This is a genomic window from Devosia sp. J20-27, assembly GCF_055808595.1.
The window spans coordinates 3180541-3205128 of the sequence record NZ_CM147875.1 but is presented as its reverse complement, the minus strand read 5'-3'; the positions used below and the strand labels follow the sequence as shown (position 1 = coordinate 3205128).

25 protein-coding genes and 1 tRNA gene are annotated in these 24588 nt (G+C 64.5%); 14 read left to right on the top strand and 12 right to left on the bottom strand.

Annotated elements, in window-relative coordinates; translation table 11 throughout:
• Positions 1-2: 2 nt before the first annotated feature.
• Both AC0L4C_RS15855 and AC0L4C_RS15850 read right to left on the bottom strand, forming a co-directional pair.
• A complete protein-coding gene (locus AC0L4C_RS15855; protein WP_473400673.1) occupies positions 3-551 on the bottom strand; it encodes a P-loop NTPase family protein in 549 nt (182 codons plus the stop codon).
• A 71-nt stretch (positions 552-622) separates the two neighbouring features.
• Entirely contained in the window at positions 623-1798 is a 1176-nt protein-coding gene (locus tag AC0L4C_RS15850) for a type III PLP-dependent enzyme domain-containing protein (RefSeq protein WP_473400672.1), read from the bottom strand.
• A gap of 192 nt (positions 1799-1990) precedes the next feature.
• Between AC0L4C_RS15850 and AC0L4C_RS15845 the strand changes: the two genes are divergently transcribed.
• The 6 genes from AC0L4C_RS15845 to AC0L4C_RS15820 are packed head-to-tail and all read left to right on the top strand — an operon-like array spanning position 1991 to position 7613.
• Entirely contained in the window at positions 1991-3472 is a 1482-nt protein-coding gene (locus AC0L4C_RS15845; RefSeq protein ID WP_473400671.1) for a DegQ family serine endoprotease, read from the top strand.
• Complete coding sequence (locus tag AC0L4C_RS15840) at positions 3472-4806, top strand: replication-associated recombination protein A (protein ID WP_473400670.1); 1335 nt, start codon at positions 3472-3474, stop codon at positions 4804-4806. The genes AC0L4C_RS15845 and AC0L4C_RS15840 overlap by 1 nt, the downstream gene beginning before the upstream one ends.
• A gap of 3 nt (positions 4807-4809) precedes the next feature.
• Positions 4810-5187 (top strand): fluoride efflux transporter CrcB, encoded by a 378-nt coding sequence (gene crcB, locus AC0L4C_RS15835; RefSeq protein WP_473400669.1) that lies wholly within the window; start codon positions 4810-4812, stop codon positions 5185-5187.
• Entirely contained in the window at positions 5184-6167 is a 984-nt protein-coding gene (locus AC0L4C_RS15830) for an RluA family pseudouridine synthase (RefSeq protein ID WP_473400668.1), read from the top strand. Before crcB ends, AC0L4C_RS15830 begins: the two co-directional genes overlap by 4 nt.
• Positions 6164-6820, top strand: coding sequence for an HAD family hydrolase (locus tag AC0L4C_RS15825; RefSeq protein ID WP_473400667.1), 657 nt, complete (start codon positions 6164-6166; stop codon positions 6818-6820). The genes AC0L4C_RS15830 and AC0L4C_RS15825 overlap by 4 nt, the downstream gene beginning before the upstream one ends.
• Positions 6821-6824: 4 nt before the next feature.
• Positions 6825-7613, top strand: a complete 789-nt coding sequence (locus AC0L4C_RS15820) for an ATP12 family chaperone protein (RefSeq protein ID WP_473400666.1) — start codon at positions 6825-6827, stop codon at positions 7611-7613.
• Positions 7614-7622: 9 nt separating this feature from the next.
• Here AC0L4C_RS15820 and rimO read toward each other — a convergent pair whose 3' ends face one another.
• The 3 genes from rimO to lipB all read right to left on the bottom strand — a co-directional run bounded on the left by rimO (position 7623) and on the right by lipB (position 10389).
• The gene (rimO, locus tag AC0L4C_RS15815; protein ID WP_473400665.1) at positions 7623-8987 is read right to left on the bottom strand and encodes a 30S ribosomal protein S12 methylthiotransferase RimO; all 1365 of its coding nucleotides are present in this window, start codon (positions 8985-8987) and stop codon (positions 7623-7625) included.
• A 102-nt stretch (positions 8988-9089) separates the two neighbouring features.
• A complete protein-coding gene (locus AC0L4C_RS15810; protein WP_473400664.1) occupies positions 9090-9551 on the bottom strand; it encodes a DUF4282 domain-containing protein in 462 nt (153 codons plus the stop codon).
• A gap of 115 nt (positions 9552-9666) precedes the next feature.
• Positions 9667-10389, bottom strand: a complete 723-nt coding sequence (gene lipB, locus AC0L4C_RS15805; RefSeq protein WP_473400663.1) for a lipoyl(octanoyl) transferase LipB — start codon at positions 10387-10389, stop codon at positions 9667-9669.
• A 65-nt stretch (positions 10390-10454) separates the two neighbouring features.
• Between lipB and AC0L4C_RS15800 the strand changes: the two genes are divergently transcribed.
• From AC0L4C_RS15800 to AC0L4C_RS15775, 6 genes are all read left to right on the top strand, one after another.
• Positions 10455-10688 (top strand): FliM/FliN family flagellar motor switch protein, encoded by a 234-nt coding sequence (locus tag AC0L4C_RS15800; protein ID WP_473400662.1) that lies wholly within the window; start codon positions 10455-10457, stop codon positions 10686-10688.
• 103 nt (positions 10689-10791) lie between these two features.
• Positions 10792-10876 (top strand) — tRNA-Leu (locus tag AC0L4C_RS15795).
• Positions 10877-11089: 213 nt separating this feature from the next.
• Positions 11090-12502, top strand: a complete 1413-nt coding sequence (gene mgtE, locus AC0L4C_RS15790; protein WP_473400661.1) for a magnesium transporter — start codon at positions 11090-11092, stop codon at positions 12500-12502.
• 381 nt (positions 12503-12883) lie between these two features.
• Positions 12884-13561, top strand: a complete 678-nt coding sequence (locus tag AC0L4C_RS15785) for a glutathione S-transferase N-terminal domain-containing protein (RefSeq protein WP_473400660.1) — start codon at positions 12884-12886, stop codon at positions 13559-13561.
• Positions 13558-13992, top strand: coding sequence for a DUF1489 family protein (locus AC0L4C_RS15780; protein WP_473400659.1), 435 nt, complete (start codon positions 13558-13560; stop codon positions 13990-13992). Before AC0L4C_RS15785 ends, AC0L4C_RS15780 begins: the two co-directional genes overlap by 4 nt.
• Before the next feature lie 138 nt (positions 13993-14130).
• Complete coding sequence (locus tag AC0L4C_RS15775; protein WP_473400658.1) at positions 14131-15033, top strand: division plane positioning ATPase MipZ; 903 nt, start codon at positions 14131-14133, stop codon at positions 15031-15033.
• Positions 15034-15054: 21 nt separating this feature from the next.
• Here the strand turns inward: AC0L4C_RS15775 and AC0L4C_RS15770 are convergent, their stop codons facing one another.
• Together AC0L4C_RS15770 and AC0L4C_RS15765 are read right to left on the bottom strand one after the other, a co-directional pair.
• Positions 15055-15324, bottom strand: a complete 270-nt coding sequence (locus AC0L4C_RS15770) for a hypothetical protein (protein ID WP_473400657.1) — start codon at positions 15322-15324, stop codon at positions 15055-15057.
• 54 nt (positions 15325-15378) lie between these two features.
• Positions 15379-16992 carry a serine hydrolase gene (locus tag AC0L4C_RS15765; RefSeq protein ID WP_473400656.1) on the bottom strand — a complete coding sequence of 538 codons (1614 nt, stop codon included), beginning with the start codon at positions 16990-16992 and terminating at the stop codon, positions 15379-15381.
• A 291-nt stretch (positions 16993-17283) separates the two neighbouring features.
• Here AC0L4C_RS15765 and clpS point away from each other — a divergent pair, with 291 nt between their 5' ends.
• Together clpS and clpA are read left to right on the top strand one after the other, a co-directional pair.
• On the top strand, positions 17284-17679 hold the full coding sequence (gene clpS, locus AC0L4C_RS15760; protein WP_473403533.1) for an ATP-dependent Clp protease adapter ClpS: 396 nt from the start codon (positions 17284-17286) through the stop codon (positions 17677-17679).
• A gap of 9 nt (positions 17680-17688) precedes the next feature.
• Positions 17689-20043, top strand: a complete 2355-nt coding sequence (gene clpA, locus AC0L4C_RS15755) for an ATP-dependent Clp protease ATP-binding subunit ClpA (protein WP_473400655.1) — start codon at positions 17689-17691, stop codon at positions 20041-20043.
• A 34-nt stretch (positions 20044-20077) separates the two neighbouring features.
• Here the strand turns inward: clpA and AC0L4C_RS15750 are convergent, their stop codons facing one another.
• The 5 genes from AC0L4C_RS15750 to AC0L4C_RS15730 all read right to left on the bottom strand — a co-directional run bounded on the left by AC0L4C_RS15750 (position 20078) and on the right by AC0L4C_RS15730 (position 24553).
• Positions 20078-20719, bottom strand: a complete 642-nt coding sequence (locus AC0L4C_RS15750; RefSeq protein ID WP_473400654.1) for a YoaK family protein — start codon at positions 20717-20719, stop codon at positions 20078-20080.
• 28 nt (positions 20720-20747) lie between these two features.
• Positions 20748-21173 carry an HIT family protein gene (locus AC0L4C_RS15745; protein WP_473400653.1) on the bottom strand — a complete coding sequence of 142 codons (426 nt, stop codon included), beginning with the start codon at positions 21171-21173 and terminating at the stop codon, positions 20748-20750.
• Positions 21170-22495, bottom strand: coding sequence for a glycosyltransferase (locus AC0L4C_RS15740; RefSeq protein WP_473400652.1), 1326 nt, complete (start codon positions 22493-22495; stop codon positions 21170-21172). Before AC0L4C_RS15740 ends, AC0L4C_RS15745 begins: the two co-directional genes overlap by 4 nt.
• An 82-nt stretch (positions 22496-22577) precedes the next feature.
• Positions 22578-23756, bottom strand: a complete 1179-nt coding sequence (locus AC0L4C_RS15735; protein ID WP_473400651.1) for a GNAT family N-acetyltransferase — start codon at positions 23754-23756, stop codon at positions 22578-22580.
• Between the two features lie 41 nt (positions 23757-23797).
• Positions 23798-24553, bottom strand: coding sequence for a glycerophosphodiester phosphodiesterase family protein (locus AC0L4C_RS15730; protein WP_473400650.1), 756 nt, complete (start codon positions 24551-24553; stop codon positions 23798-23800).
• Positions 24554-24588: the final 35 nt, after the last annotated feature.

Genomic DNA, 24588 nt, shown 5'->3' with positions numbered 1-24588 from the left:
CCTTAACGCCGGCGCGTCAGACCCCACGCCTTGTAGAGCGCCGAGAGCTCTCGCATCGAATTCAACTCGACCATGGGTAGGCCCGCCCCCCGGAGGATCGTCAGGTCCCTTTCGCGCTTTTTGGGCTGCTCAAAGAGAATGAAGTGCAGGAACGGCCAGTTGAGCTTGTCGATGCCGCCCTCCAGCTGGCCGGCGCGATGCGTGGTCTCGAACAGCGTACGTCGGACGTTGCGCATTGCCGCACGTAGCGGCTCGCTGCCCAGTACCACGATGCCGCTGGCGCGCTCCAGCCGCTGCTGAATGGTGATGAAGTAGTTCCCCTCGATCACCCAGCGGTCGCCTTCGATTGCGTCCTGGTGCAAGGAGAGGAAGATGTCCCGCGGCTTCGGCACCCAGTTGGTGTTGGGTTGATGGTGCAGCAGGTCGAGATGCACGAAGGGCAGGTCAAGGCGCCTTCCCATCGCCTGGGCCAGCGTCGACTTGCCCGAGTTGGATGGTCCGCAGATCATGATGCGCGGGCCAAGGGCCTCGATGGGCAGAAAATCGCTCAAGACAACCTCCCCAAATGCAGCGAGGCCACCTTGAAGGCGGCCTCGCGAACTTGTCCAGATTGTACGCTGCCTTATTCCGGCTGCATGTCCTTGCCGGTGTAGACTTCGTCTACCCAGTACTGGTCGCGTCGGTCGAACCCGTTGAACGGCGTCAGCGAAGCCTGCGTATAGGCGCCCATCAAACCGAACTCGACCCAGTCATCCTCGTCAATGTCGGACGGCAGGGTGAAGGTCTGCGGCAGCACGTCATAGCTGTCGCAGGTCGGCCCCCAGATGGTGAAATCGGCAAACTCTTCGTTGTTGTCGTGCAGGCGCGGCCCGCGCCAGACGCGGACCGGCGGCGTGAAGTGCATGAACTTCACTTCCATCAGCGCGCCATAGGCGCCGTCGTTCAGATAGACCGACTGGCCGCCGCGCTGATGCTTGACCCGCAGCAGCAGCGACGTCGATGACGTCACCAGGGCGCGACCGGGCTCGATGATGAGTTCCGGCTTGTGGCCGCCGAAATTGTCCTTCACGGCAGTTGCGATGGTGTCGAAATAGTAGTCCATCGGCGGCGCTTCGCTGGTCGGGTAGGGGGCCGGATAGCCCCCGCCGATATTGAGGCGCTTGAGCGAGATCCCGCTCTCCTCGGCGATCTTGGCAGCCGCAGAAATGTGACGCTCATAGGCGTAGGCGTCTTCGCACTGGCTGCCGACATGGAAGCACAGCGAAGGCGTGTAGCCCATCTGCTCGACAAGCGACACAATCTCGGCGGCGCTGTCCTGCATGACGCCGAACTTGATGCCGAAATCGTATGATTTCAAAGCCTTGCCAGCCTTGAAGCGCGTCGTGACCTCAATGTCCTTGCTCGGAGAAACCACCGCTGCCAGCTGATCGAGCTGCTGCGGATGATCTATCGTGAAGGAGCGGATGCCGAACTCTTCGTAGGCGCGCTGGATTTCGCGCTTGTTCTTGATCGGGTTGTTGTAGTGCATCGCCGCGCCCGGGGCGTAATCGCGCACCAGTTCCATCTCGGTGTTGGACGCCACGTCGTAGGCTTTCAGGCCCTCCTCATGCAGCTGCTTGATCACATGCGGCGAGGGGTTGCACTTGACCGCATAGGTCAGCAGGCCGTCAAAACCCTTCTTGAACACCTTGGTGGACCGATGCAGCTCCTTCTTGGAGAACAGGAAGGCCGGAAAATCCGGTTCCTCTGCCGCAATCAGCTGCGAGGTATTGGCGTAGACCGTGGTCGGCTCTGTCATGGGGCGGCGAACCTTTCATGGGGGTCTTGAGGTCGGGAAACCGGGGCAAAACGAGCGCTGCATATAGGGACGATCGCCCCCCGCTGCAAACAATAATTTCCCCGCAATGTCCTGTTTAGGTGTGTCACCTTAATGGCAATAGAATCCACTGCAATTGAGCGGTGTCGCTGTCGTCGCAACTCCGGTTTCACAATGTCCTATCGCATCATCCTTGTCGCCGTAATTGCCGCCCTGGCCGGCCTCGCCGTCGGCAACCTGGCCATCCCGTCCCTGACCCTTCCGCCCACCGTAGTGGCGGTCGAACAAGCGCCGCCGGCGGAGGTGCCCGAACCGGTCACCCGCGTTGCGCCGGACACGCAAGGGCAGGTGCAACTGAGCTTTGCGCCCGTGGTCAAGTCGGTGGCCCCTTCGGTGGTCAATGTCTATGCGACCACGGTGACCGCGGCAGCGTCCTCGCCGTTTGCCAGCGATCCCTTCTTCCAGCGGTTTTTCGGCGACCGACTGCCCTTCGACCGCCGCCCGCGCGAGTCCCAGTCGCTGGGGTCCGGGGTCATCGTCGAGGCCTCGGGTGTCATCCTGACCAACCATCACGTCGTCGAGGGCGCCACCGACATCCGCATTGCCACGGCGGATGGGCGCGAGTTCGCGGTTGATCTGGTGCTCGACGATCCGAAGACCGACCTCGCGGTGCTGCGCATCAAGGATGCCAATGGCGCGAGCTTCCCGACCATTCCGTTCGCCGATTCCGATGCCCTTCAGGTCGGCGACCTGGTCCTGGCGATCGGCAATCCGTTCGGCGTTGGCCAGACCGTGACGTCGGGGATCGTCTCGGCGCTTGCCCGTACCGGCGTGGAGAGTTCGAACTACGAGTTCTTCATCCAGACCGACGCGGCAATCAACCCGGGCAATTCCGGCGGCGCGCTCGTCGATCTGCAGGGCCGGCTGGTCGGCATCAACACCGCCATCTTCTCGCGCTCGGGTGGCTCGGTTGGTATCGGCTTTGCCATTCCGGCCAACATGGCCCGCGTTGTCGGCGAGGCCGGCATTTCCGGCGGCACGCTGGTGAGGCCATGGTTCGGCGCCCGCCTGCAGGAGGTGACGTCCGATATCGCGTCAGGCCTCGGCCTCGACCGCGTCCGCGGCACCATCATCACCGAGATCGCACCGGGCGGGCCGGCCGAGCGCGCCGGCTTCAGGACGGGTGACGTGCTGCTGGCCGCAGATGGCTTTGCCATCAATCAGCCGAGCGCCTTCGACTTCCGCCTCGCCACGCGAAAGCTGGGCAGCGAGGTCAAGATCGACTATATCCGCGACGGCAAGGCCGCCAGCACCGTCGTCACGCTCGAAGGTGTGCCGGGTGCCGACGCCGACGCCATCGCCTCGGTTGGCGGAAATACCCGCTTTGCCGGCGCTACTGTGGAAACCGTCAACCCGGCCATAGCGCAGGAACTGGGGCTCCCTCTCGATGCGCAGGGTGTCGTGGTACGATCGGTGGAGCCGGGTTCGCCGGCACAGCGCATGGGCCTGCAGTCCGGCGACGTCATCCTCAATCTCAACGGCAGGGACATGAAAGACGCCAAGACTTTCCGCGACACGGTCAGCACCCGCTCCGAAGGCTGGCAGATCGTGCTGCAGCGCGGCGGCCGCACCTTCCGTTCCTTCGTGAGCGGCTGATGTCGGACCTTTTCGCACGCGATCCTGCGCCCGATGGAGGGGACGAGACCGCCCGGCCGCTGGCCGACCGGCTGCGGCCAAAATCCCTCGATGAGGTCATCGGCCAGACCCACCTGCTGGGCCCGGACGGCACGCTGCGGCGGATGATCGCTTCGGGCCGCCTGGGGTCTCTGATCCTCTGGGGGCCACCCGGCACTGGCAAAACCACCATCGCCCGGCTGCTCGCGGACGCGGTGGGCTACCGGTTCAAGCAGATTTCCGCCGTGTTTTCCGGCGTTGCCGACCTCAAGAAGGCCTTCGACGAAGCGCGCATGGAAAAGCGTATGGGCCACACCACGCTGCTCTTCGTCGATGAAATCCATCGCTTCAACCGGGCGCAGCAGGATGGCTTCCTGCCGGTGATGGAGGACGGCACGGTGGTTCTCGTCGGCGCCACCACCGAAAACCCCAGCTTCGAACTCAACGCCGCGCTGCTGTCCCGCGCCCAGGTGCTGCGCCTGCAGTCGTTTACGCCCGAAGAACTCGAGCAGATGGCGGCCCGGGCCGAGGAGATGCTGGGCGCCAGGCTGCCGCTCGACGAGGATGCCCGCGCCGGGCTCTACGAACTGGCCGATGGCGACGGGCGGGCGCTGCTCGGGCTGGTCGAGGAAGTGTTCTCTGCGACCAAACCGGGCGAAGTGCTCGACAAGGCCAAGCTGCTGACCGTCGTGCAGCGCCGTGCGCCGATCTACGACAAGAAGCAGGACGGCCACTACAATCTCATTTCCGCCCTGCACAAGACCATCCGCGGCTCCGATCCCGACGCGGCCCTCTACTACTTCGCCCGCATGGTGGAGGCAGGTGAGGATCCGCTGTTTCTCGCCCGCCGCCTGATCCGCATGGCGTCCGAGGATATCGGCATGGCCGACCCGCAGGCCCTGCCGTTTGCGATCGCTGCCCGCGATGCCTACGAGATGCTGGGATCACCCGAAGGCGAACTGGCGCTGGCGCAGGCCGTGGTCTATCTCGCCTCGGCGCCGAAATCGAATGCGGTCTACACCGCCTTCAAGTCCGCCACGGCGGTGGCCAAGGCCAGCGGCTCGCCGACGCCACCGATGACCATTCTCAACGCCCCGACCAAGCTGATGAAGGGGCAGGGCTATGGCGACGGCTACATCTATGACCACGACACGCCGGAGGGGTTTTCGGGGCAGGAATATTTCCCGGAAAAACTCGGACGGCAGGATTTCTATCAGCCCGTCGAGCGCGGATTCGAACGTGAAATCAAGAAGCGCCTTGAGTATTTCGCCCGCCTCAGGTCAAAGAGGGCACCGAATGGCCACAATGATGAATGACACATGAACGCCTATCTCCTGGTCGCACTTGGCGGCGCATTGGGCGCCATGGGGCGCTACGCTGCCGGCGCGCTGCTGGGTAGTCTGGGCAATGGTTTCCCCACGTCCACCTTCGTGGTCAACATACTCGGATCAATTGCCATGGGATTGCTGATCGGCATCCTCGCCCGCACCACGCCGCAATATCAGAATGAAATCCGGCTGTTTGTTGCAGTGGGGCTGTTCGGCGGCTTCACGACGTTTTCGAGTTTTTCCCTCGACACTATCACGATGGTCGAGCGCGGGGATTACCTGCTGGCGGCAGCCTATGTGGCTGGATCGGTCCTGCTTGGCATTGCCGGCCTGATGATGGGCCTCTGGGCCGTGCGGGTGACGGCATGAGCGGCGTCCGCATGCAGGTGGTGGCGCGCGACGAAGACGGCATGCGTCTCGACCGCTGGTTCGCCACGCACTTTCCGCAGGTGACCTTCGGCCATCTGCAGAAGCTGATGCGCTCGGGCCAGATCCGGGTCGACAGCGGCCGGGTCAAGACCAATGCGCGACTGACCGCCGGCCAGGTCGTTCGTGTGCCGCCGATCGGCGATGCGCCGGAGCGCCCCGAGGGCCAGGTGAGTACCAAGGACGCCGACTACCTGCGCGACCTCATCCTCTACGAAGACGACGACATCTATGTCTTCAACAAGCCGCACGGGCTGGCCTCGCAGGGCGGTTCGGGCACCAAGCGGCATATGGATGGCCTGCTCAAGAGCCTGACCAACAAGAAGGGTGAGGCGCCCCGCCTCGTCCACCGGCTCGACCGCGATACCTCGGGCTGTCTTGTGGTGGCCAAGAGCAAGGCCGTTGCTGCCCATTTCGGGGCCGTCTTCACCTCGCGCGCGGCGCGCAAGATCTACTGGGCCATCGTTGCCGGCAATCCGCAGCCCAACCAGGGCACCATTTCGTGCTTCCTGGCCAAGCAGGAGACCCGTGACGGCGAACAGATGGTGGTGGTGCCCAACGGCACGCCGGGCGCCCAGCACTCGATGACGCACTATTCGACCACCGACACGGCCAGCCGCCGCTTCGCCTGGGTGACGCTGAAACCGGTGACCGGCCGCACGCATCAGCTGCGCGTCCACATGGCGCAGCTTGGCACGCCCATCATCGACGATCCGCGCTACTTCAACATCGTCAACTGGGAGGCGGCACCCGGGCTGGGCGAGGGGCTGCACCTGCATGCCCGTCGCATCACCATTCCCCTGCGTTCGGGCGAAATCCTCGATGTCTCGGCGCCACTGCCACCGCATATGCAGCAGAGCTTTGACGCGCTCGGCTTCGATGCCGACCGCTTTGACGTGCAGGACCTGGATCCGGAACGATGAAACTGGTCGTCTTCGATCTCGATGGCACGCTCATCGACTCGGTGCGCCACTTCGTCGACACCGTCACGGCGTCGTTCACCGCGATCGGCCAGGCCGTGCCGGACGAGGCGACGATCCGCTCGGTCTCCGGCATCACCGCGTGGGATGCCATGGCCTTGCTGGCTCCCGATACGCCGCCCGAGCGCGTGGATGTGATCCTCGAGAGCTATCGCAGCCACTACCGGGCCCGTGCCGGCGTACTGCGCGAACCGTTGTTTGCCGGCGCCCTCGACCTGCTCGACCGGCTGCAGGCCGACCCTTCGACCATCCTCGCCGTCGCCACCGGCAAGGGCTACCAGGGCGCCATAACGCTGCTGGAGCGCCACGAGATCCTCGACCGCTTCGACTCCGTCCAGACCCCCGACCACAATCGCGGCAAGCCGGACCCGCAGATGATCGAAACGGCCATGGCCAGGGTAGGCGCCGGCCGCGAGCAGACCGTCATGATCGGCGATACGGTCCATGACATGCGCATGGCCAAGGCCGCCGGCGTGGCCGGCATCGGCGTCGGCTGGGGCTATCATGCGCCCGACGACCTGCTCCGCGAAGGCGCCAGCACGCTGGTGGCCCGCGTCGAGGAGCTGGATGCGGCCATCGCCCGCCTGATGGAGTAAGCCGATGCGCGATTTCCTCGAAGACGCCCACGCCCACCGCGAAGACGGTTACGGCCGCGCCCAGGCCGCCAACAAGGTGCCGCTGATGAAGCGGTTCTACAAGGCCGTGACGGTCGAGCCCGGCGACAACGGCTACCTGATCCTGCTGGACGGCCGCAACATGAAGACGCCCGGCGGCAAGCCGGTGATCGTGCCGACCAGAGCGCTGGCAGAGGCGATGGGGCGCGAATGGGAGGCGCAGGCCGCCGAGATCGATTTCCGCGTCATGCCGCTGGTGCGGCTGGCGCATTCCGGCGTCGAGAGCGGTGCCGAAGGGGCAGGGGCGTTCCGCGACGAGATCGTCAAATATGCCGCCAACGACCTGCTGCTCTATCGCGCTGACAGTCCGGACTCGCTGGTGCGCGAGCAGGACGAGGCGTGGGATCCGGTGCTGGTGGCGCTGGCGCGCAAATATGGCGTCATGTTCCAGCCCACGGTCGGCATCATTCATCAGCCGCAGCCCGAAGCGACTCTGGAAAAGCTCGCCGAGACGCTGGCGGACGAACACTACATGGCGCTGGTGGGCCTGACGCAGATGGTGTCGCTCACCGGGTCGGCGCTGCTGACCATCGCCTGGCGGCAGGCACTGATCGATGCCGATACCGTCTGGACGGCAGCCCATGTCGATGAGGACCACAACGTCCGGCTGTGGGGGGAGGACGACGAAGCCAGCAAGCGCCGGGCCCAGCGCCACGTCGAATTCCGCGCCGCGACAGACCTGCTGCGGGCGCTCGACGAGAGCAACGGGCGCTGAACGCGCCCGTCAGTTGACGGTCGCGACGATCGGCCTGGCGGCGTCCTGAGCCGGCTTGGCCGGCTCGGCAAAGAGGTCGTACTCGTCCGATGACGTCACCAGCACCGACACCTTGTCGCCGGGCTTGATGCCCGCGGCGTTGGAAATGATGACCTGGCCGTCGATCTCGGGCGCATCCCACTGGCTACGGGCGATGGCCTTGCCCTCTTCGGGCTTCACATCGTCCACCAGCACGTCGATGGTGCGGCCGACCTTCAGTGACAGCCGGTGCGCCGAAACGTCCTGTGCCACTTCCATGAGCCGCTCGTAGCGGTCCCGGCGGACGTCGTCGGGCACAATGCCTTCGAGCTCATTGGCCGGGGCGCCGGTCACCGGCTCATATTCGAAGCAGCCGGCGCGGTCGATCTCGGCCTCTTCCAGCCAGTCGAGCAGGAACTCGAAATCCTCTTCCGTCTCGCCGGGGAAGCCGACGATGAAATTGGAGCGGATGGTCAGATCCGGGCACATCTCGCGCCAGCGCTTGATGCGGTCGAGCGTCTTGACCTGATTGGCCGGGCGACGCATCGCCTTGAGCACCGTCGGCGACGCATGCTGGAAGGGAATATCGAGGTAGGGCAGAATCTTGCCCTCCGCCATCAGCGGGATGACGTCGTCAACATGCGGGTAGGGGTAGACGTAGTGGAGGCGGGTCCACACGTCGAGCTTGCCCATTTCCTCGGCCAGTGTCTGGAACTTCGCCGAGACATCGCGGCCGCGATACTTGCTGCTGGCATATTTGAGATCGACGCCGTAGGCGCTGGTGTCCTGCGAGATCACCATGATCTCCTTGACGCCGGTAGCCACCAGCCGCTCGGCTTCGTAGAGCACCGAGGCGAGGGGGCGTGACGCCAGGTCGCCGCGGATCTGCGGGATGATGCAGAACGAGCAGCGATTGTTGCAGCCTTCGGAAATCTTGAGATAGGCGTAGTGGCGCGGCGTCAGCCGCAGCCCGGCTTCCGGCACCAGGTCGACGAACTTGTTCGGCACCGGCGGCAAATGCGCGTTCACAGCGTTGACCACCTGCTCGTACTGGTGCGGACCCGACACTGCCAGCACGCTCGGATGCGTCTGGCGGATCAGCTCTTCCTCGACGCCGAGGCAGCCGGTGACGATGACGCGGCCGTTCTCGCTCACGGCCTCGCCGATGGCCTCGAGGCTCTCCTGCTTGGCGCTGTCGAGAAAGCCGCAGGTATTGACCAGAACGATGTCGGCGCCGGCATAATCGCGCGAAAACGCGTAGCCCTGGGCGCGCAGCGTGGTCATGATGCGTTCGGAGTCAACGAGTGCCTTGGGACAGCCGAGACTGACGAGACCGATTTTGGGTGCTTGGGTCATTGGCGCGTGCGTATACGCCGATCCATGAAAAAAGCAATCATCGGCACCCTGCGATCAAAGCAGGGCAGCCTTGAGCCGGCGGCAGTCACCGGCCACAGAGGTCTATTTCGCGGTGGGTGTCCGCTTGGCCGTGCGCCGCGCTGCCGGGCGTTTGGTGGTCGCGGGCGGCGGGGTCTCGTCGGTGGCGCCGAGATCGGGATCGGTCGCGTCCTCGGCAATGTCGCTGATGGCATCGCGCACGTCGTCGAGCAGCGAGGCCGAAACCAGGCTCAGCGACACGGTCTTGGTCGCGGTCTCGTTGACCTTGAAGAACACCAGCAGGAACTCGCAGAGCAGCCGCAGCACGACCAGACCGAAGAGGCCGTAGACGACGATCTCGAGAATGCTCCACAGGCCATCCCCGAACGTCCGGCCGAACGAGGCGAACAGGTGGGTGATGGCCAGCAGCAGCAATCCCGCCAGACCGGAGGCGTACAGCACCGGCACGAGCCGCGGCGAGAGGATCGTGTCGAGCCGGAACATCGTCGGGCTGAGGAAGATCTTCTTGATGTCATCAAAGGTCATGGGCGGTTCCTTGGTGGTTCGGAATCGTTGAAGCCCTAAAATGCGGCGCGCCGCCTGCAAGTACAAGGCCTTCCGCATGGCTGGAATATCAGCGCGCCGCCCGGCGGCAACGGCATCAGTCGGCGATATCACCGAACCGGTGGGCGAAGGCCTGGCGCAGCACGGTATCGACCTCTTCCATCGACACCAGATGCCCCAGATCCTCCAGACTGGTCACCCCCTGGTCGGATATGCCGCAGGGCACGATGCCGCCGAAATGGCCGAGATCGGGCGCCACGTTGAGGGCAATGCCGTGGAAGGTCACCCAACGCGACACGCGTACGCCGATGGCGGCGATCTTGTCCTCGCGGTTGAACCCTTTGTCCGGGCGCTGCACCCAGACGCCGATGCGCCCCTCGCGCCGCTCTCCCTTGACGTTGAAGGCCCCCAGCGTGTCGATCAGCCAGCCTTCGAGGCCCTTGACCAGGCAGCGGACGTCGCGGCCGCGGGCCCGCAGGTCGAGCATGACATAGGCCACCCGCTGGCCGGGGCCGTGATAGGTGTACTCGCCACCGCGCCCGGCGTCGTAGACCGGGAAGCGTCCCGGCTCGAGCAGGTCTTCGCGCAAGGCCGAGGTCCCGGCGGTATAGAGCGGCGGGTGCTCCAGCAGCCATACCGCCTCGCGCGCCGTGCCTTCGGCGATGGCGGCGGCGCGCGCCTTCATGGCGGCCAGCGCTTCGGGGTAGGGCACGAGCCCGTCCGAAATCAGCCACTCGACACCGACCCCGTCGGTGCGTCGGAGCTTTTCCTCGGTGTCACATGCACCAAACTGGGACGGTGTTAACGCTTCGGTAATCATGGGCAGCCGATTGTCGTTGTTGGGGCCCGGTGCGATTCAGCCGGGGAGTTCGCTCGGAAACATGTATGAACACCTTAGAGGCAATTGAAGTCGATATCACGGTCGAGCTCGGCGCGACCACGATGCCGATCCATCACCTCTTGCGCATGGGCCGCGGCGCCGTCATCGAGCTGGACACTACCGAGAACAGCCCGCTGCGCGTCTATGCCAACAACACCCTGATCGCCGAATGCGAAGTCAAGGTCGACGACGGGCAGCTGTCGGTCGAACTGACGCGGAAAATCCTCAAGCGCGCCTGACCGTCCCTGCGTGTGTGCGGCGAGATATAATCGCTTGCGCCACCCGGAATGAGTTGCTACACGCTGCCTCGCTTCGCCACTTGGTGGAGCCCTACCATGGCGTGCGGTCGTGGCGGAATTGGTAGACGCGCAGCGTTGAGGTCGCTGTGCCGCAAGGCGTGGAAGTTCGAGTCTTCTCGACCGCACCATCTTTTCTCTCAGTCCTGAGTCCTACACAGTCTGGCCCCGTCCGGGGTTGGGCTTTTGGCGTCTATGCTGGCGGTCCGCGCCGCCGGCTACGAGCCGCTAGCGACCTCCCTCGTCGAACAAAATCGGCGTTTGCGCCGATCCGGTCTGGCGCATCGGAACGCTATTGTTCTACACCCTTTGGATAAGCCGAGCGCCAGCACGAAGGGGCCCGTATGAGCGACGACGCCGACATCCCCGAGACCGAGGTCAAAGGCATCGATCCCGACGCCATCCGGGATGATGAAGGCCATCTGAACCTCGTCTGGCTGGATCGCCTGCGCGCCCATCTGGCGGCGCGCGAGCAGGCCGATGTCGTGGAAATGATGGCGCCGCTCTACGTCTCCGACACCGGCGACGTGCTGGAGGCTATCGACCACGACGAGCGCGTCGCGCTGGTCCAGTTGCTGGGCGACCACTTCGACTTCACGGCGCTGCGCGAACTCGACGAGGGTCTGCGCAACGAGCTGATGGACACGTTGCCCAACGATGTCATCGCCCGCGGCATGTCCTCGATCGACAGCGACGACGCGGTCTACATTCTCGAAGACATCGAAGACGCCGACCGCGAGGAAATCCTCGCCCAGATGCCGGCGTTCGAGCGGCTGTCGCTGCGCCGCAGCCTCGACTTTCCCGAAGATTCCGCCGGCCGGCGGATGCAGACCGAATTCATTGCCATTCCGCCGTTCTGGACGGTCGGGCAGACCATCGACTACCTCCGCGCCGAGCAGGACCTGCCCGACGAGTTCTTCCAGATCTATGTCGTTGACCCGAGCTACAGCCTGCTCGGCACGCTGCCGCTGGACAAGTTCCTGCGCACCAAGCGGCATGTGAAGATCGAAGACCTGATGAACACCAATGTCATCGAGGTCGAGGCCGGCGAGGACCAGGAAGAGGCCGCGCGCACCTTCGAGCGCTACGATCTGGTCGAAGTCGCGGTCGTCGACGAAAACCGGCGGCTGGTCGGCGTGCTGACCATCGACGACATGGTCGACGTCATCCACGAGGAGGCCAGCGAGGACATCAGGCTGCTGGCCGGCGTCGGCGACGAAGAAATTTCCGACAACGTGGCGCAGGCCGTGCGCAGCCGCGCCACCTGGCTGGTGGTGAACCTCTTCACCGCCGTGCTGGCCTCGCTGGTGATCGGTCTGTTCGATGGCACCATCGAGCAGATGGTGGCGCTGGCCGCGCTGATGCCGATCGTCGCCTCGATGGGCGGCAATGCCGGGACCCAGACCATGACGGTGACCGTGCGGGCGCTGGCGCTGCGCGAACTCGACCGCCGCCGCGTGCAGCGACTGGTCACCCGCGAAATGCTCGTCGGTGTCGCCAATGGCGCGATCTTTGCCATCCTAATCGGGCTGGTGACGGCGCTGCGTTTCGGCAATCCCGGCCTCGGCATGGTCATCGGGCTCGCCATGGTGGTCAACATGATGGCCGCCGGCACGGCCGGCGTGCTCATTCCGATCACCCTCGACAAGCTCAAGATCGACCCGGCCATCGCCTCGTCGGTGTTTGTCACCACCGTGACCGACGTGGTCGGTTTCTTCGCCTTCCTCGGTCTGGCCAAGCTCTGGTTCGGGCTCTGAGCCCCGGAAAACCCAGGTTTTTCTGCGGTTTTCAACTGTGACGTTTCCGCCACATTGCCAAGCCCCTGCCGCAGGGTTAACGATCTGTTGCTGGCCTGATGTCGCCTTCGGGGGGCGGGGCCGGTAGCAAAACGGCAAAAGGAGCATCTATGCGGAACCAGTCCAACGCGGCCGCATGGTGGCGGTCTGCGGTGCCGACGGTGTCCTGGACACTGATCTGCCTTCTGGCTATGTCGCTCGTGTTTTCTGTCGTTGCCGGCGCCTAGCGCCAATCGGAACTAGTGGGACCAGTAGGTCCAGCGACAGAGCAAAAATTGAGAAGGGCGCCGGGGCCACTCGGCGCCCTTCTTCTTGCCCATCCCGCCACAAAGATGAACGCTCATGAAACTGATTATCGGCAACAAGAACTACTCCAGCTGGTCGGTTCGTCCCTGGCTGCTGCTGACCCATTTCGGCATTCCGTTCGACGAGCAGCAGGTCATGCTGAGCGGCGAGGGCTGGCGCGAGGCGCTGCGCAAGGTGTCGCCGTCGGGGCGCGTGCCGGTGCTCGTTGACGGCGACGTCACGGTGCACGAGAGCATCGCCATCATCGAGTACGTGGCCGAGCGGTTTCCGCACAAGAAGATCTGGCCGACCGATCGCAAGCGGCGAGCCGCCGCGCGCTCGGCTGCCGCCGAGATGCACGCCGGGTTTTCCGCCTTGCGCAGCGTGGCGCCGATGAATCTGCGGGCGTCCTATCCCAACCGCATCGATCTCGATGTGGTGGCGGGTGACCTCAAGCGCGTCGAAAGCCTCTGGGGCGGCCTGCTGCAACAGTCGGGCGGGCCCTATCTGTTCGAGGAATTCTGCGCGGCCGACGCCATGTTCGCGCCGCTCGCCGCCCGCATCCGGACCTATGACCTGCCTACCACGGACGTAGCTGCCGAATATGTCGAGGCGATCTATGCGCTGCCCGCCTTCCAGCAGCTGCTCTCGCACGCACTCAAGGAGCCGTGGACGGTCGAAGCCGACGAGATCGACTTCGTGCAGGGCCTCAAGCAGGTGACCGACTTCTCATGATGCATATGATCAAGCTCTGCGTCGGCGTTTCGACGCTGGAGGAGCTCGAGAGCTACCGCAGCGAGCGGGCGCACTGGTGGGGCGCCGACTATGGCGAGGACGTCCACGTGCACCGCACCCGCACCATGCCCAAGCGGCGCGACGAGATGGAAGGGCAGGGCTCGGTCTACTGGGTCATCTCGGGGGTCGTGCGCTGCCGGCAGCCGATCCTGCGGCTGGCGGCGGCGGTGGATGCCGAGGGCCGGGCCTGCTGCGACATCATCATGGCGCCGGACCTGATCCGCACAGTGCCGCGACGCAAGTCGCCGTTCCAGGGCTGGCGCTACCTGGCGCCCAAGGATGCCCCGCGCGATCTCGACAATGCCGACGGCTTCCAGTCCAGCGGCTCGCTCGAACTGGCTGAAGAACTGGCCAAACTCGGCCTGCTCTGAACCCGTCATCATTGTGTTACGCGTTCTGAACAATCTGCCTCTTGAACCAAATCAGTGTTTTCAGCACAGTTGGCTCAACAGGCAGACCCGAATCCGGGGTGTCCCGGCCGCAGGCTGTCTGGAGGAGTGGAGAGACTGATGAACCGCACTGGGACGCACGTCATTGTCGTCGGCAATGAGAAGGGCGGTTCCGGCAAGTCCACGACGGCATTTCACCTGGCTATCTATCTGCTCTATCAGGGATTCCGGGTTGCCTCGATTGACGTCGACAGCCGTCAGCAGACCTTCACCAACTACGTCAAAAACCGCCGCAACTGGGCCCAGGCGCGCGACCTGCAGGTGCCGCACACGACGCATTACCACCTGCCGCTGACGCGGTCCGACTCAATCAAGGAAAACCAGCGGCTGGAATTCGACCTGTTTCGGCAGGCCGTGATCGAGGTCGAGGGCAAGGCGGATTTCCTGATCGTCGATACCCCGGGCTTTGATACGCACCTAACGCGCCTCGCCCACTCGCTGGCCGACACCCTGATCACGCCGCTCAATGACAGCGTGATCGACCTCGACGTCATGGCGCATGTCGATCCGGTGACCGGCGAGCCGCGCGAGATGAGCCATTATGCCCGACTGGTGCAGCGCGCCCGCACCGAACGGCTTTCCATAGATGGCCAGACCATCGACTGGGTGCTGGTTCGCAACCGCATTTCCATGCTGTCGTCGCGCAACATGCGGCTGGTGCAGTCCGGGCTTGAAAAGATTGCGGTCCGCCTCGGGTGCCGGGTGGCCGAAGGCATCGCCGAACGCGTCATTTTCCGCTCGCTGTTTCCGGCGGGGATGACCGTGTTCGATCCGCTGGACGAGGAACTGCTGGGCGGGCTGCCGTCCATGTCGCATGTCAGTGCCCGGCAGGAATACCGGACGCTCTGCGATGCGCTGCAACTGCCCGTCAGTGACCGCGCCGAAGCGCGTCGGGCCGCCAAGGCAGCCTGGTCCAAATCGGCGGCCAAGCCGGCGCAGTTCGAGCACATGGCCGGCGAGTAGGGGCAGTGCGGCAGCCGCAGGCTATCCCTGCGGCAGCTTGACCATCACCGCGCGGACGCCGCCGGGCGCGAAAACTTCTATATCGATCGAGGCCCTGGGCAGAACCATGCGCCGCGTCCGGGCGGACAGGGCCAGCACGGCGCCCAGCAGGTCGGACACGCTGCGTCGCTTGGGCATCAGGCGGGCGGCGATGGCGCTCATGGTGCGCTGGCGCACCGCGGCATCGGCCGAGTTGAGATCGGACTGTCCGACGAAGCGGGCAAGTTCCGACAGGCTAGACGTATCGCTCATTTGGGCTACTCCAAACACAGGCCACAAACGCGCTTCCCTGAAGCGGCTGCTCTTTTAGCTTTGCAAAGCCAGACAGCTCATTTTTGCTTTCTTGAGTTCGTTACACATTGCCGTTGCAGCCTCGCGGCCGTCGAACCCGGCGAAACGGGCCCGGAAGAAGACCTGACCGTTCTTTTCGAAGCGCTCGACATAGGATTTCATGTTGCCCAGGCCCGCGACATTGGCGGAGGCGCCGCTGAGCAGGGAACTGGCCCCGGCTTCGGTCGGCGCTGCGCCGATCTGCACGATCCACGCGTCGGCCGCAGGCGCAGCCGGCAGCGGCGCAGGCATGGCCGGCGGCTCGACCGATGCGACGGCGGTGGTGGCGACGCTGCCCGAGGTCATCAGATCGATCGGTTCACCCGCCTTGCCGATGCCCACAGGCGGCAGCATGGGGGCGGACGGCTGGGTCTGGCCGAGCGGGGCAGGTTCGGCTCCGAGCTGGAAGGTTTCGCTGAGCCAGGCGCCGATGACGTCATGCGGCTTGTCGCGCAGCGACGGAGAGGCACGGCTGATGGCAGCAGTGGCCTGGACCGGGCCGCCATCGATTCCCAGATCAACCGGGCGAGGGGTGGGCACCGGCACGATGCTGGCAGTGGCCACATTGTCGGTGTCGACCAGAGTGACATCGGCGGTGGCAAGCTGGGTGGAGACCTGCACAACGACCTGCTTGTCGCGCCAGGCCGGGTAGGGCATGGGCGTGACCGGTACGGGATCGGTGCTGGCGACCTGCACGGTGGCGCCCTTGCGGCCGGGCTGCGGCACCATGGCGACGCTCAGGTAGCTGCCGCTGCGGCCCTTGTTGACATACTTCTTGACCAGTTCGCGCACCTTGGCATCGCGGCTGCCGCTGGTGTCGAAGCCGAAGCCGACAACCACGATGTGTCGTCCGCCGGTCCGTGCCGCGGTCAGCAGATTGAAGCCCGACGCATTGGTGTAGCCGGTCTTGATGCCGTCCACGCCGTTCGAGCCGAGGAGGCGGTTGTGGTTGCCGTATGTCCGCTTGCCATAGGAGAAGCTGCGGGTCTGGAAATACTCGTAGAATTTGGGGAAGTGCTGGTAGATGGCGATGCCCAGCACGGCCTGATCGCGCACGGTCGTGACCTGACGGGAGTCCGGCAGACCCGAGGCGTTGCGATAGGTTGTGCGGTTCATGCCCATGGCCCGCGCCGTGGCGGTCATGCGCTCGGCAAATTTGCTTTCGCTGCCCGAGATATGTTCGGCGATCACACGCGCCATATCGTTGGCAGAGAGGGTGACGAGCGCCTTGATGGCGTTCTCGACTGAAATCGTCGAGCCCGACCTGAGGCCGAGTTTGGTCGGCACGGCGGAGGCGGCGTGCTTGCTGACGGTCATCTTGTCCGAGAGCTTGATATTGCCGGCCGTGAGCTCCTGGAAGAGCACGTAGAGGGTCATCACTTTTGTGACAGAGGCGGGGTAGCGCGCCGCATCGGCAGCGCTCTCGTAGAGGACCTTGCCTGACTTCGCGTCAACGACGATGCCGGCATATTTGCGCGGCACCGAGGTTGCAGCCGTCGCCGGAACAACCACCGCCAGACAGAGGAGCAGTGCAATGAAAAGGCGCGTGGGGGAGACACGCTTGAAAAGGTAGATCAGTTGGGAAAACACCCACAACTCCAAGGCTTATCGGAACGACAGACGCTCCGTACGCAACACATACTCACCGGCGATCCATGAGGGGGCCCTCCACCTCTCACGTGCTCACCTGAAGCCGAACCCTATCGGGGTGGCGTTACGATTTAGTAAAATGCGAGACAATTCCGCGCTGTCGCGCAGAGACAGCAGACCTGCCCATCTGGGTAGAACTTAGGCACGCAATGGCCCTTAACAGCGGCCGAGTTTTGCCTACATAATGCTTCCATCATGCTGCTTCGTTTTTATGACATCGAGACTGAATCCATGAGCCATGCAGCAGCAGCGGTGACTGATCCTACGCAGCCGGCGGGGGGGCTCTGGCGCCTCGGTCCGGGTGAGGGCGGCAAGGATCGTGGCGGGTCCAAGGACGACACCGGCACAATTACCAAGACTCGATCCAAGACCAAGAAGCCGAGCCTCTATCGGGTTCTGCTTCTGAACGACGACTACACCCCGATGGAGTTCGTCGTTCTCATCCTGCAGGACGTCTTCAACAAGACGCGAGAAGACGCCATGCGGGTCATGCTGCACGTCCACAATCAGGGGGTAGGGGAGTGCGGCATCTATCCATTCGAGGTGGCCGAAACCAAGGTCACACGCGTGATGGACACGGCACGCAAGAACCAGCACCCGCTGCAATGCGTGATGGAAAAACAATAGGATAGTCACATGCCCTCATTTTCCCGCGGACTCGAGAAGGCGCTCCATCAGGCCATGAACCTGGCGCGTGAGCGCGCCCACGAATTCGCTACGCTCGAGCACCTTCTCCTGGCCCTGACCGACGATCGCGATACCATTGCGGTGCTGACCGGCTGTGACGTCGATGTCGAGGCCCTCAAGGGCGATCTCGAGGACTTCATCAACGAGGAACTCGACAGCCTTGTGGTGCCGAACGGCCAGGACGCCCGTCCGACCGCCGCATTCCAGCGCGTCATCCAGCGGGCCGTCATTCATGTGCAGTCATCTGGTAAGGAGGAGGTTACGGGTGCCAACGTGCTCGTCGCCATCTTTGCCGAGCGGGAAAGCCACGCCGCCTATTTCCTCGAACAGCAGGACATGAGCCGGCTCGACGCCGTCAACTTCATCTCGCATGGCATCACCAAGTCGGGTCCCAACGAGTCACGCCCGGTGCGCGGCGCCGAAACCACCGGCGGCGGCCAGGGCGAGGACGGCGAGCGCCAGAGCGGCCAGAGTTCGGCACTGGCCGATTTCTGCGTCGATCTCAACGAGAAGGCCCGCAACGGCAAGATCGACCCGCTGATCGGCCGCGATTCCGAACTGCGCCGGACTATCCAGGTGCTCTGCCGCCGGTCCAAGAACAACCCGATCTATGTTGGCGATGCCGGCGTGGGCAAGACCGCCATTGCCGAAGGGCTGGCGCGCAAGATCGTCGAGGGCGAGGTCCCCGAGGTGCTGCGTGACGCCACCATCTATGCCCTCGACATGGGCTCGCTGCTGGCCGGTACGCGCTATCGCGGCGACTTCGAAGAGCGGCTCAAGGCCGTCATGAAGGAGCTCGAGAAGCATCCGGATGCGATCCTGTTCATCGACGAAATCCATACCGTGATCGGCGCCGGCGCCACCTCCGGCGGTGCGCTCGATGCCTCGAATCTGCTCAAGCCGGCCCTCGCGTCGGGCGACATGCGCTGCATCGGCTCGACCACCTACAAGGAATACCGGCAGTTCTTCGAAAAGGACCGCGCCCTGGTGCGGCGCTTCCAGAAGATCGATGTGCCCGAGCCGACCATCCCGGACGCGATCGAGATCGTGAAAGGCCTGCGCCCGTACTTCGAGGACTATCACAAGCTCAAGTACACCGATGATGCCCTGCAGGCCGCCGTGGAGCTGTCGGCGCGCTACATCAATGACCGCAAGCTGCCCGACAAGGCGATCGACGTGATCGACGAGACCGGTGCCAGCCAGATGCTGCTGACCGCAGAGAACCGCAAGAAGGTGATCGAGGTCAGCGATATCGAGGCGACCATCGCGACGATGGCCCGCATCCCGCCCAAGTCGGTGTCCAAGTCCGATACCGAGATGCTCTCGAGCCTCGAGACCAATCTGCGGACCGTGGTCTTCGGCCAGGATGCAGCGATCACCGCGCTCTCGTCAGCCATCAAGCTGGCGCGTGCCGGCCTGCGCGAACCGGAAAAGCCGATCGGCTCGTACCTGTTCACCGGCCCCACCGGCGTCGGCAAGACCGAGGTGGCCAAGCAGCTTGCCGATACGCTGGGCGTCGAACTGCTGCGGTTCGACATGTCCGAGTACATGGAGCGGCACACCGTGTCGCGCCTGATCGGCGCGCCTCCGGGCTATGTCGGCTTCGACCAGGGTGGCCTTCTGACCGATGGCGTGGACCAGCATCCGCACTGCGTCGTGCTGCTCGACGAGATCGAGAAGGCGCATCCCGACCTGTTCAACATCCTGTTGCAGGTCATGGATCACGGCAAGCTGACCGATCACAACGGCAAGTCGGTGGATTTCCGCAACGTCATCCTGATCATGACCTCCAATGTCGGGGCCATGGAGCTGCAGAAGTCGCCGATCGGCTTCGGCCGCAAGCGCGAGCAGGGCGACGACGAAGAGGCGATCAACCGGATGTTCACGCCGGAGTTCCGCAATCGTCTCGATGCCATCATCTCGTTCGGTCCGCTGCCGCCGCAGGTTGTCCGCCGCGTCGTCGAGAAGTTCGTGCTGCAGCTCGAGGGCCAGCTGGCCGAGCGTGGCGTGACCATCGAGCTGACGCCGGAAGCGGCCGAATGGCTGGCGGTGCGTGGCTATGACGAGCGCATGGGCGCCCGTCCGCTGGGACGGGTCATCCAGGAGCACGTCAAGAAGCCGCTGGCCGATCAGGTGCTGTTCGGCGAGTTGCAGAATGGCGGCTCGGTGACCGTTGCGGTGGTCGGCGTCGGATCGGAAGCCAAGCTGGAACTGATTGCGGTGCCGCCGCGTCCGGCCCGGCCCAAGGCCATCCCGGCGCCAAAAAAGAAGGCGGCCTCCAAAGCCGCCGAAGAAAAGAACTGAGTGAGCGAGGCCGGGAGCGATCCCGGCCTCTTCTTCAGGTGGCTGCGGCTGGCGGCTTGATGGCCAGAATGATCAGCAGCAGCAGATAGGCGCTTGCCGGGACCAGCAGCGAATAGATGGTCAGCCAGCCATAGATGGTGGCGCCGATCAGCGCCCCCAGCAGCAGCGCGGCCCAGACCTGGATATGCTGCACCCAGCGCCATTTCGGCGCCGTGCCGTTGATGGCGCCGGCCAGATCCTGCCCGGCGGCGAACAGGGTTCCGCTGACAAAGGTTGTGCCCAGGCGGGCGCCGCCGCTGAACGGGAGTGTGGCGTTCTGCGCCCCGGCACCCGCGGCCAGCACCAGCATGGCGCTGCTGGCAACGATGCCGCCCATCAGCATGCCCAGGGTAATACCGATGGTCAGGATGACGAAGGTGAGCACATAGACCGGGCCGCGTTTCCGGTCACGCAAGGCGAGCAGGCTGCCCACCACGCTGCCTAGGAAGAACATCACGATCAGCCCGAGCGGCAGCACCAGCGCGGTGGACATCAGGTGGCCGGTGCCCAGCTGCGTTGTGTTGCCGCTCATGAACGAGGTATAGAAACCGCCCAGCTCGATGAAGCCGACGGCGTCGATGAAGCCGGCGCAGGCGGTCAGCAGCAGCCCCATGTTGAGATAGCGCTGGGACTTCATGCGCCGTGACCGCTGCCTGGCATGGCGGTCAGCCCTCGATGGCTGCGGCGATGGCCTTGGCCTGCGCGGCGAGGTCCGCGTCCTCGGCCTTGCCACCGGCATGCGGGGCAATCACGGCATCGACATAGATCGGGATGATGTGGAAGTGCAGGTGAAAGACCGTCTGCCCGGCCGGCGCCTCGTTGAACTGCGCTACCCGCACGCCATCGGCACCAAGCCCCTTGAGGGCGGCTTTCGCCAGCTTCTGGACGCGCGGCATGGCCGCGGCGAGCACGGCGGGATCGGCATCCAGCAGGTTGCGCGAGGCGGCCTTGGGGATGACCAGCAGGTGACCCTTCGACTGCGGGAAGAGATCCATCATGGCAAGCACCACGTCGTCTTCGTAGACCTTGTGGGCAGGAATTTCGCCGCGCAGGATCTTGGCGAAGATGTTCTGCTGATCGTAATCGGTCACGAGACGGCCCCCATTGCGTTTTCGACACTGACATTGCCCGGATAGTCCGAGATTGTCTCCTCGATCGCATCGGCTGCATAGCCGGTCCCGTCCTCGTGCAGCAAGCGCTCGCGCAGGTCCGCAGCAGCCAGGGCATAGGAACGCTCGGTGGTCAGGTCCTCAAGCGCTGCCGCGAGGAGACCCGGCGTCAGCTTGCGCAGCCGGACCGGAGCGGGGCCGCAGCCGAGTTCGTAGACCCGCTTGCCCCAATAGGGCTGATCGAAAAATTGCGGCACCACGAATGTCGGCTTGCCCGCGTAAAGCCCGGTATGGGTGGTTCCGGCGCCGCCATGGTGGACCACCGCCGAGACGTACTTGAAGAGCTCGGTGTGCGGCGCCTTGGCGATCGAATAGACCGTGTCGGGCAGGTCGTCGGACTTGATGCCGCCCCAGCCGCTGCCGATGACGACACGGCCGCCCCAGATCTTGAGGGCTTTGGTGATGATTTCGGTATTGCGCGCTGCGCCCCAGGGCATCGAGCCGAAGCCGAGGTAGACGGGCGGCGGGCCCGCATCGAGGAACTTGCGGAACGCCTTGTCCGGCTTCCAGCCCGAATTGTCCTCGAACCGCCAGAAGCCGGTGACCACCGTTGATTCCGGCCAGTCGCCCGGGCGGGGCGAGATGATCGGCGAATAGGCGTGCAATGCCGGAATGTTCTCGCCAAACGCGTTCTTGGAAAAGCCGCTGCGCTTGCGGCTGCGCAGACCCAGCAGCTTGGCCCGCATGCGGTCGCGCGGGAAGTCGTAATAGCTCTGCTGCGCCGCCTGGATGACATAGCTGAGCCGGTTGAACAGCGGATCGAGCGAAATGCGGTTGAACAGCGGGTCGAGCGGCGGGCCGTCGAAGGAGAAGTGCGGAAACTCACCCGTCGGATTGATGGGCTGGAAGGCCGTCATGATTGCCGGGATGTCGAGGGCCTCGGCCACGTCGATGGCAAAATTGGTCGTCTGGTGAAAGACGATGACATCGGCACCTTGCGCCGCCGCCCAAAGCTGCTTGCAGGCCTCGCGGAGAATCTGCTGACCCTGCCGGAGCAGCGTCGGCGCGTAGAGCAGCAGGTTCTTCGACATGGCGTTGTCGAACTGGCTCTGGCGGATGAAGGCCTGGATATCGGCGCCCAGATTGTGAAATTCGACGCCGTTGTCGGTGACGAAGCTCTCGAAGTCGCTGGTGGTGCAAAGGACGACGGAAAATCCGCGCCTGATCAAAGACTTGGACAAGGCAACGAAGGGCTGAACGTCGCCCATGGTTCCAATCGCGGCAATCGCTACGCGTTTGCCCATGCAAACCTCACCAACACGTGTTTTGGCAGTGCCAGAGCCCGCCACGCCCCCGGCCTTTCGTTGCCAGATGCCATCGTTCCGGTCAACTGGACGAGGGCTCACCCTTGCGGAAGGGTGTGTATGCGCTCAGTACGCGCTGTTCTTCCGAGACCGAGACCCGTTCCTGATCGAGGAAAGAGGCTACAGCGTGGCGCAGGCCCGGGTGGCCGATCCAGTGAATGGAGCGCGTCGTCGACGGTGCGTAGCCGCGCGCCAGCTTGTGCTCGCCCTGGGCACCCGCCTCGACGGTCTTCAGGCCGTGGGCCACGGCGAAGTCGATGGCCTGATAGTAGCAGAGCTCGAAATGCAGGAACGGCACGTTTCCGGATGCGCCCCAGTAACGGCCGTAGAGCGTATCGGCGCCGATCAGGCTGAGCGTGCCGGCCACCGGCACGTCACCGTCATAGGCGAACATCAGGAGAATGCGGTCGGCCATCGCCGCCGACAGCAGCGAGAAGAACCTGCGGTTGAGGTAGGGACGTCCCCACTTGCGGTTGCCGGTGTCGGTATAGAACTCGAAAAACGCGTCCCAGACACCCTCGGTCAGATCCGCGCCGGTGAGCCACCTGACGGTGAGCCCGTCCGCCAGCGCATCGCGGCGCTCGCGGCGCGTCACCTTGCGGTGACGTGACGATAGCGTTTCCAGAAACCCCTCGAACGAGTCAAAGCCCTGATTGTGCCAGTGAAACTGGGTATCGTGGCGGAGCAGCCAGCCGCTGTCATGCCCCAGCCGCGCCTCGTCTTCGGGCACGAAGGTGGCATGCACGGACGAGACATTGTTCTGAGCGGCGAGCGTTTCGGCGGCGCTGAGCAGAGCTTGCTTGAGGGCCGGATTATCGTCCCGCACCAGCAGCTTGGGAGCGGTGACCGGCGTGAACGGGATCGAGCATTGCAGCTTCGGGTAGTACTCGCCGCCGGCACGCTGGAACGCGTCGGCCCAGCCATAGTCGAAGACGTATTCGCCCTGCGAGTGCGACTTGAGAAACAGCGGCATCAGGCCGAGGGGCGCGTTGTCCTGGTCGCGCAGCACGAGGTGTTGCGGCTGCCAGCCGGTGCGGGAGGTAGCCGACCCGCTGGCTTCGAGCGCCAGGAAGAAGGCGTGGTCCAGAAACGGATTGTCGGGGCGGCCGTTGGTGGCGGGCAATAACCGGTTCCACTCCGCTGCGGAAATCTCCGCGGTGGAGGCGTGGACGGACGCGCGTAGTTCGAGAGATTCTGTCACGGGACGCCTAATATGGGGCACAAGGCCGGCCCCGCAAAGGGTCAGCGCGGATCAAATCCTTCAAATACCAGCTGGTCGGCGCGGCGCAGCGCCTCCTCTGCCTCCCGGGGCGTCCTGATGGTCCAGGCCGTGACGGGAACGCCCAGCGCACGGAAGAAGCGCACCGCCGGCAGGTCAAGCGCAACATTGTGGCAGGAGATGAAGGCAAAGCGGGTGAGCGGCCAGTGCAGCAGGTGCCGCAGCGCCAGCTTCCGGGGGGCCGGAATGTCGCCGTCCCACTCGGGAATCTTCCAGCTGTAGGTGATGATGCCGAGCTTGCCGCGATAGCCGGCCCGGCGCATGGCGATCAGCAGATGCGGATCGAACGATTCGATGACCTGCGGGCCGGCATAGCCGGCGAGCGCCTCGGCGACGGCGCTGGCGAGCCGTCTGGTCTGGTCTGCGCTGGCTTGCCGCTTGAGCTCGATCTGCAGCTGCGTCCGGCCGCCGATCTGCTCGAGAAACTCGGTGAAGCGCTGCGGCGTATCACGGCTGGAACTGCCGAGCAGGGGCAGGGCGGTGACCTCGCCGATCGAGATGGCGTCGGAGCGCCCGTCGCGACCAGTCAGGCGGAGCAGGTCGTCATCGTGGAAAATGTAGGGCACGCCGTCGCTGCTCAGTTGCACGTCGCACTCGATGGCGTAGCCGGCCGCAATGGCCGCCTCGAATGCCGAGGCGGTGTTCTCGATCACGCCAGTGGCGATGTCATGCAGCCCGCGATGAGCAATCGGATGCGGAAACAAGGAATTGGCGGCCACGGCGGACTCACTTTGTCAAGAGCGCCGAGTGCTAC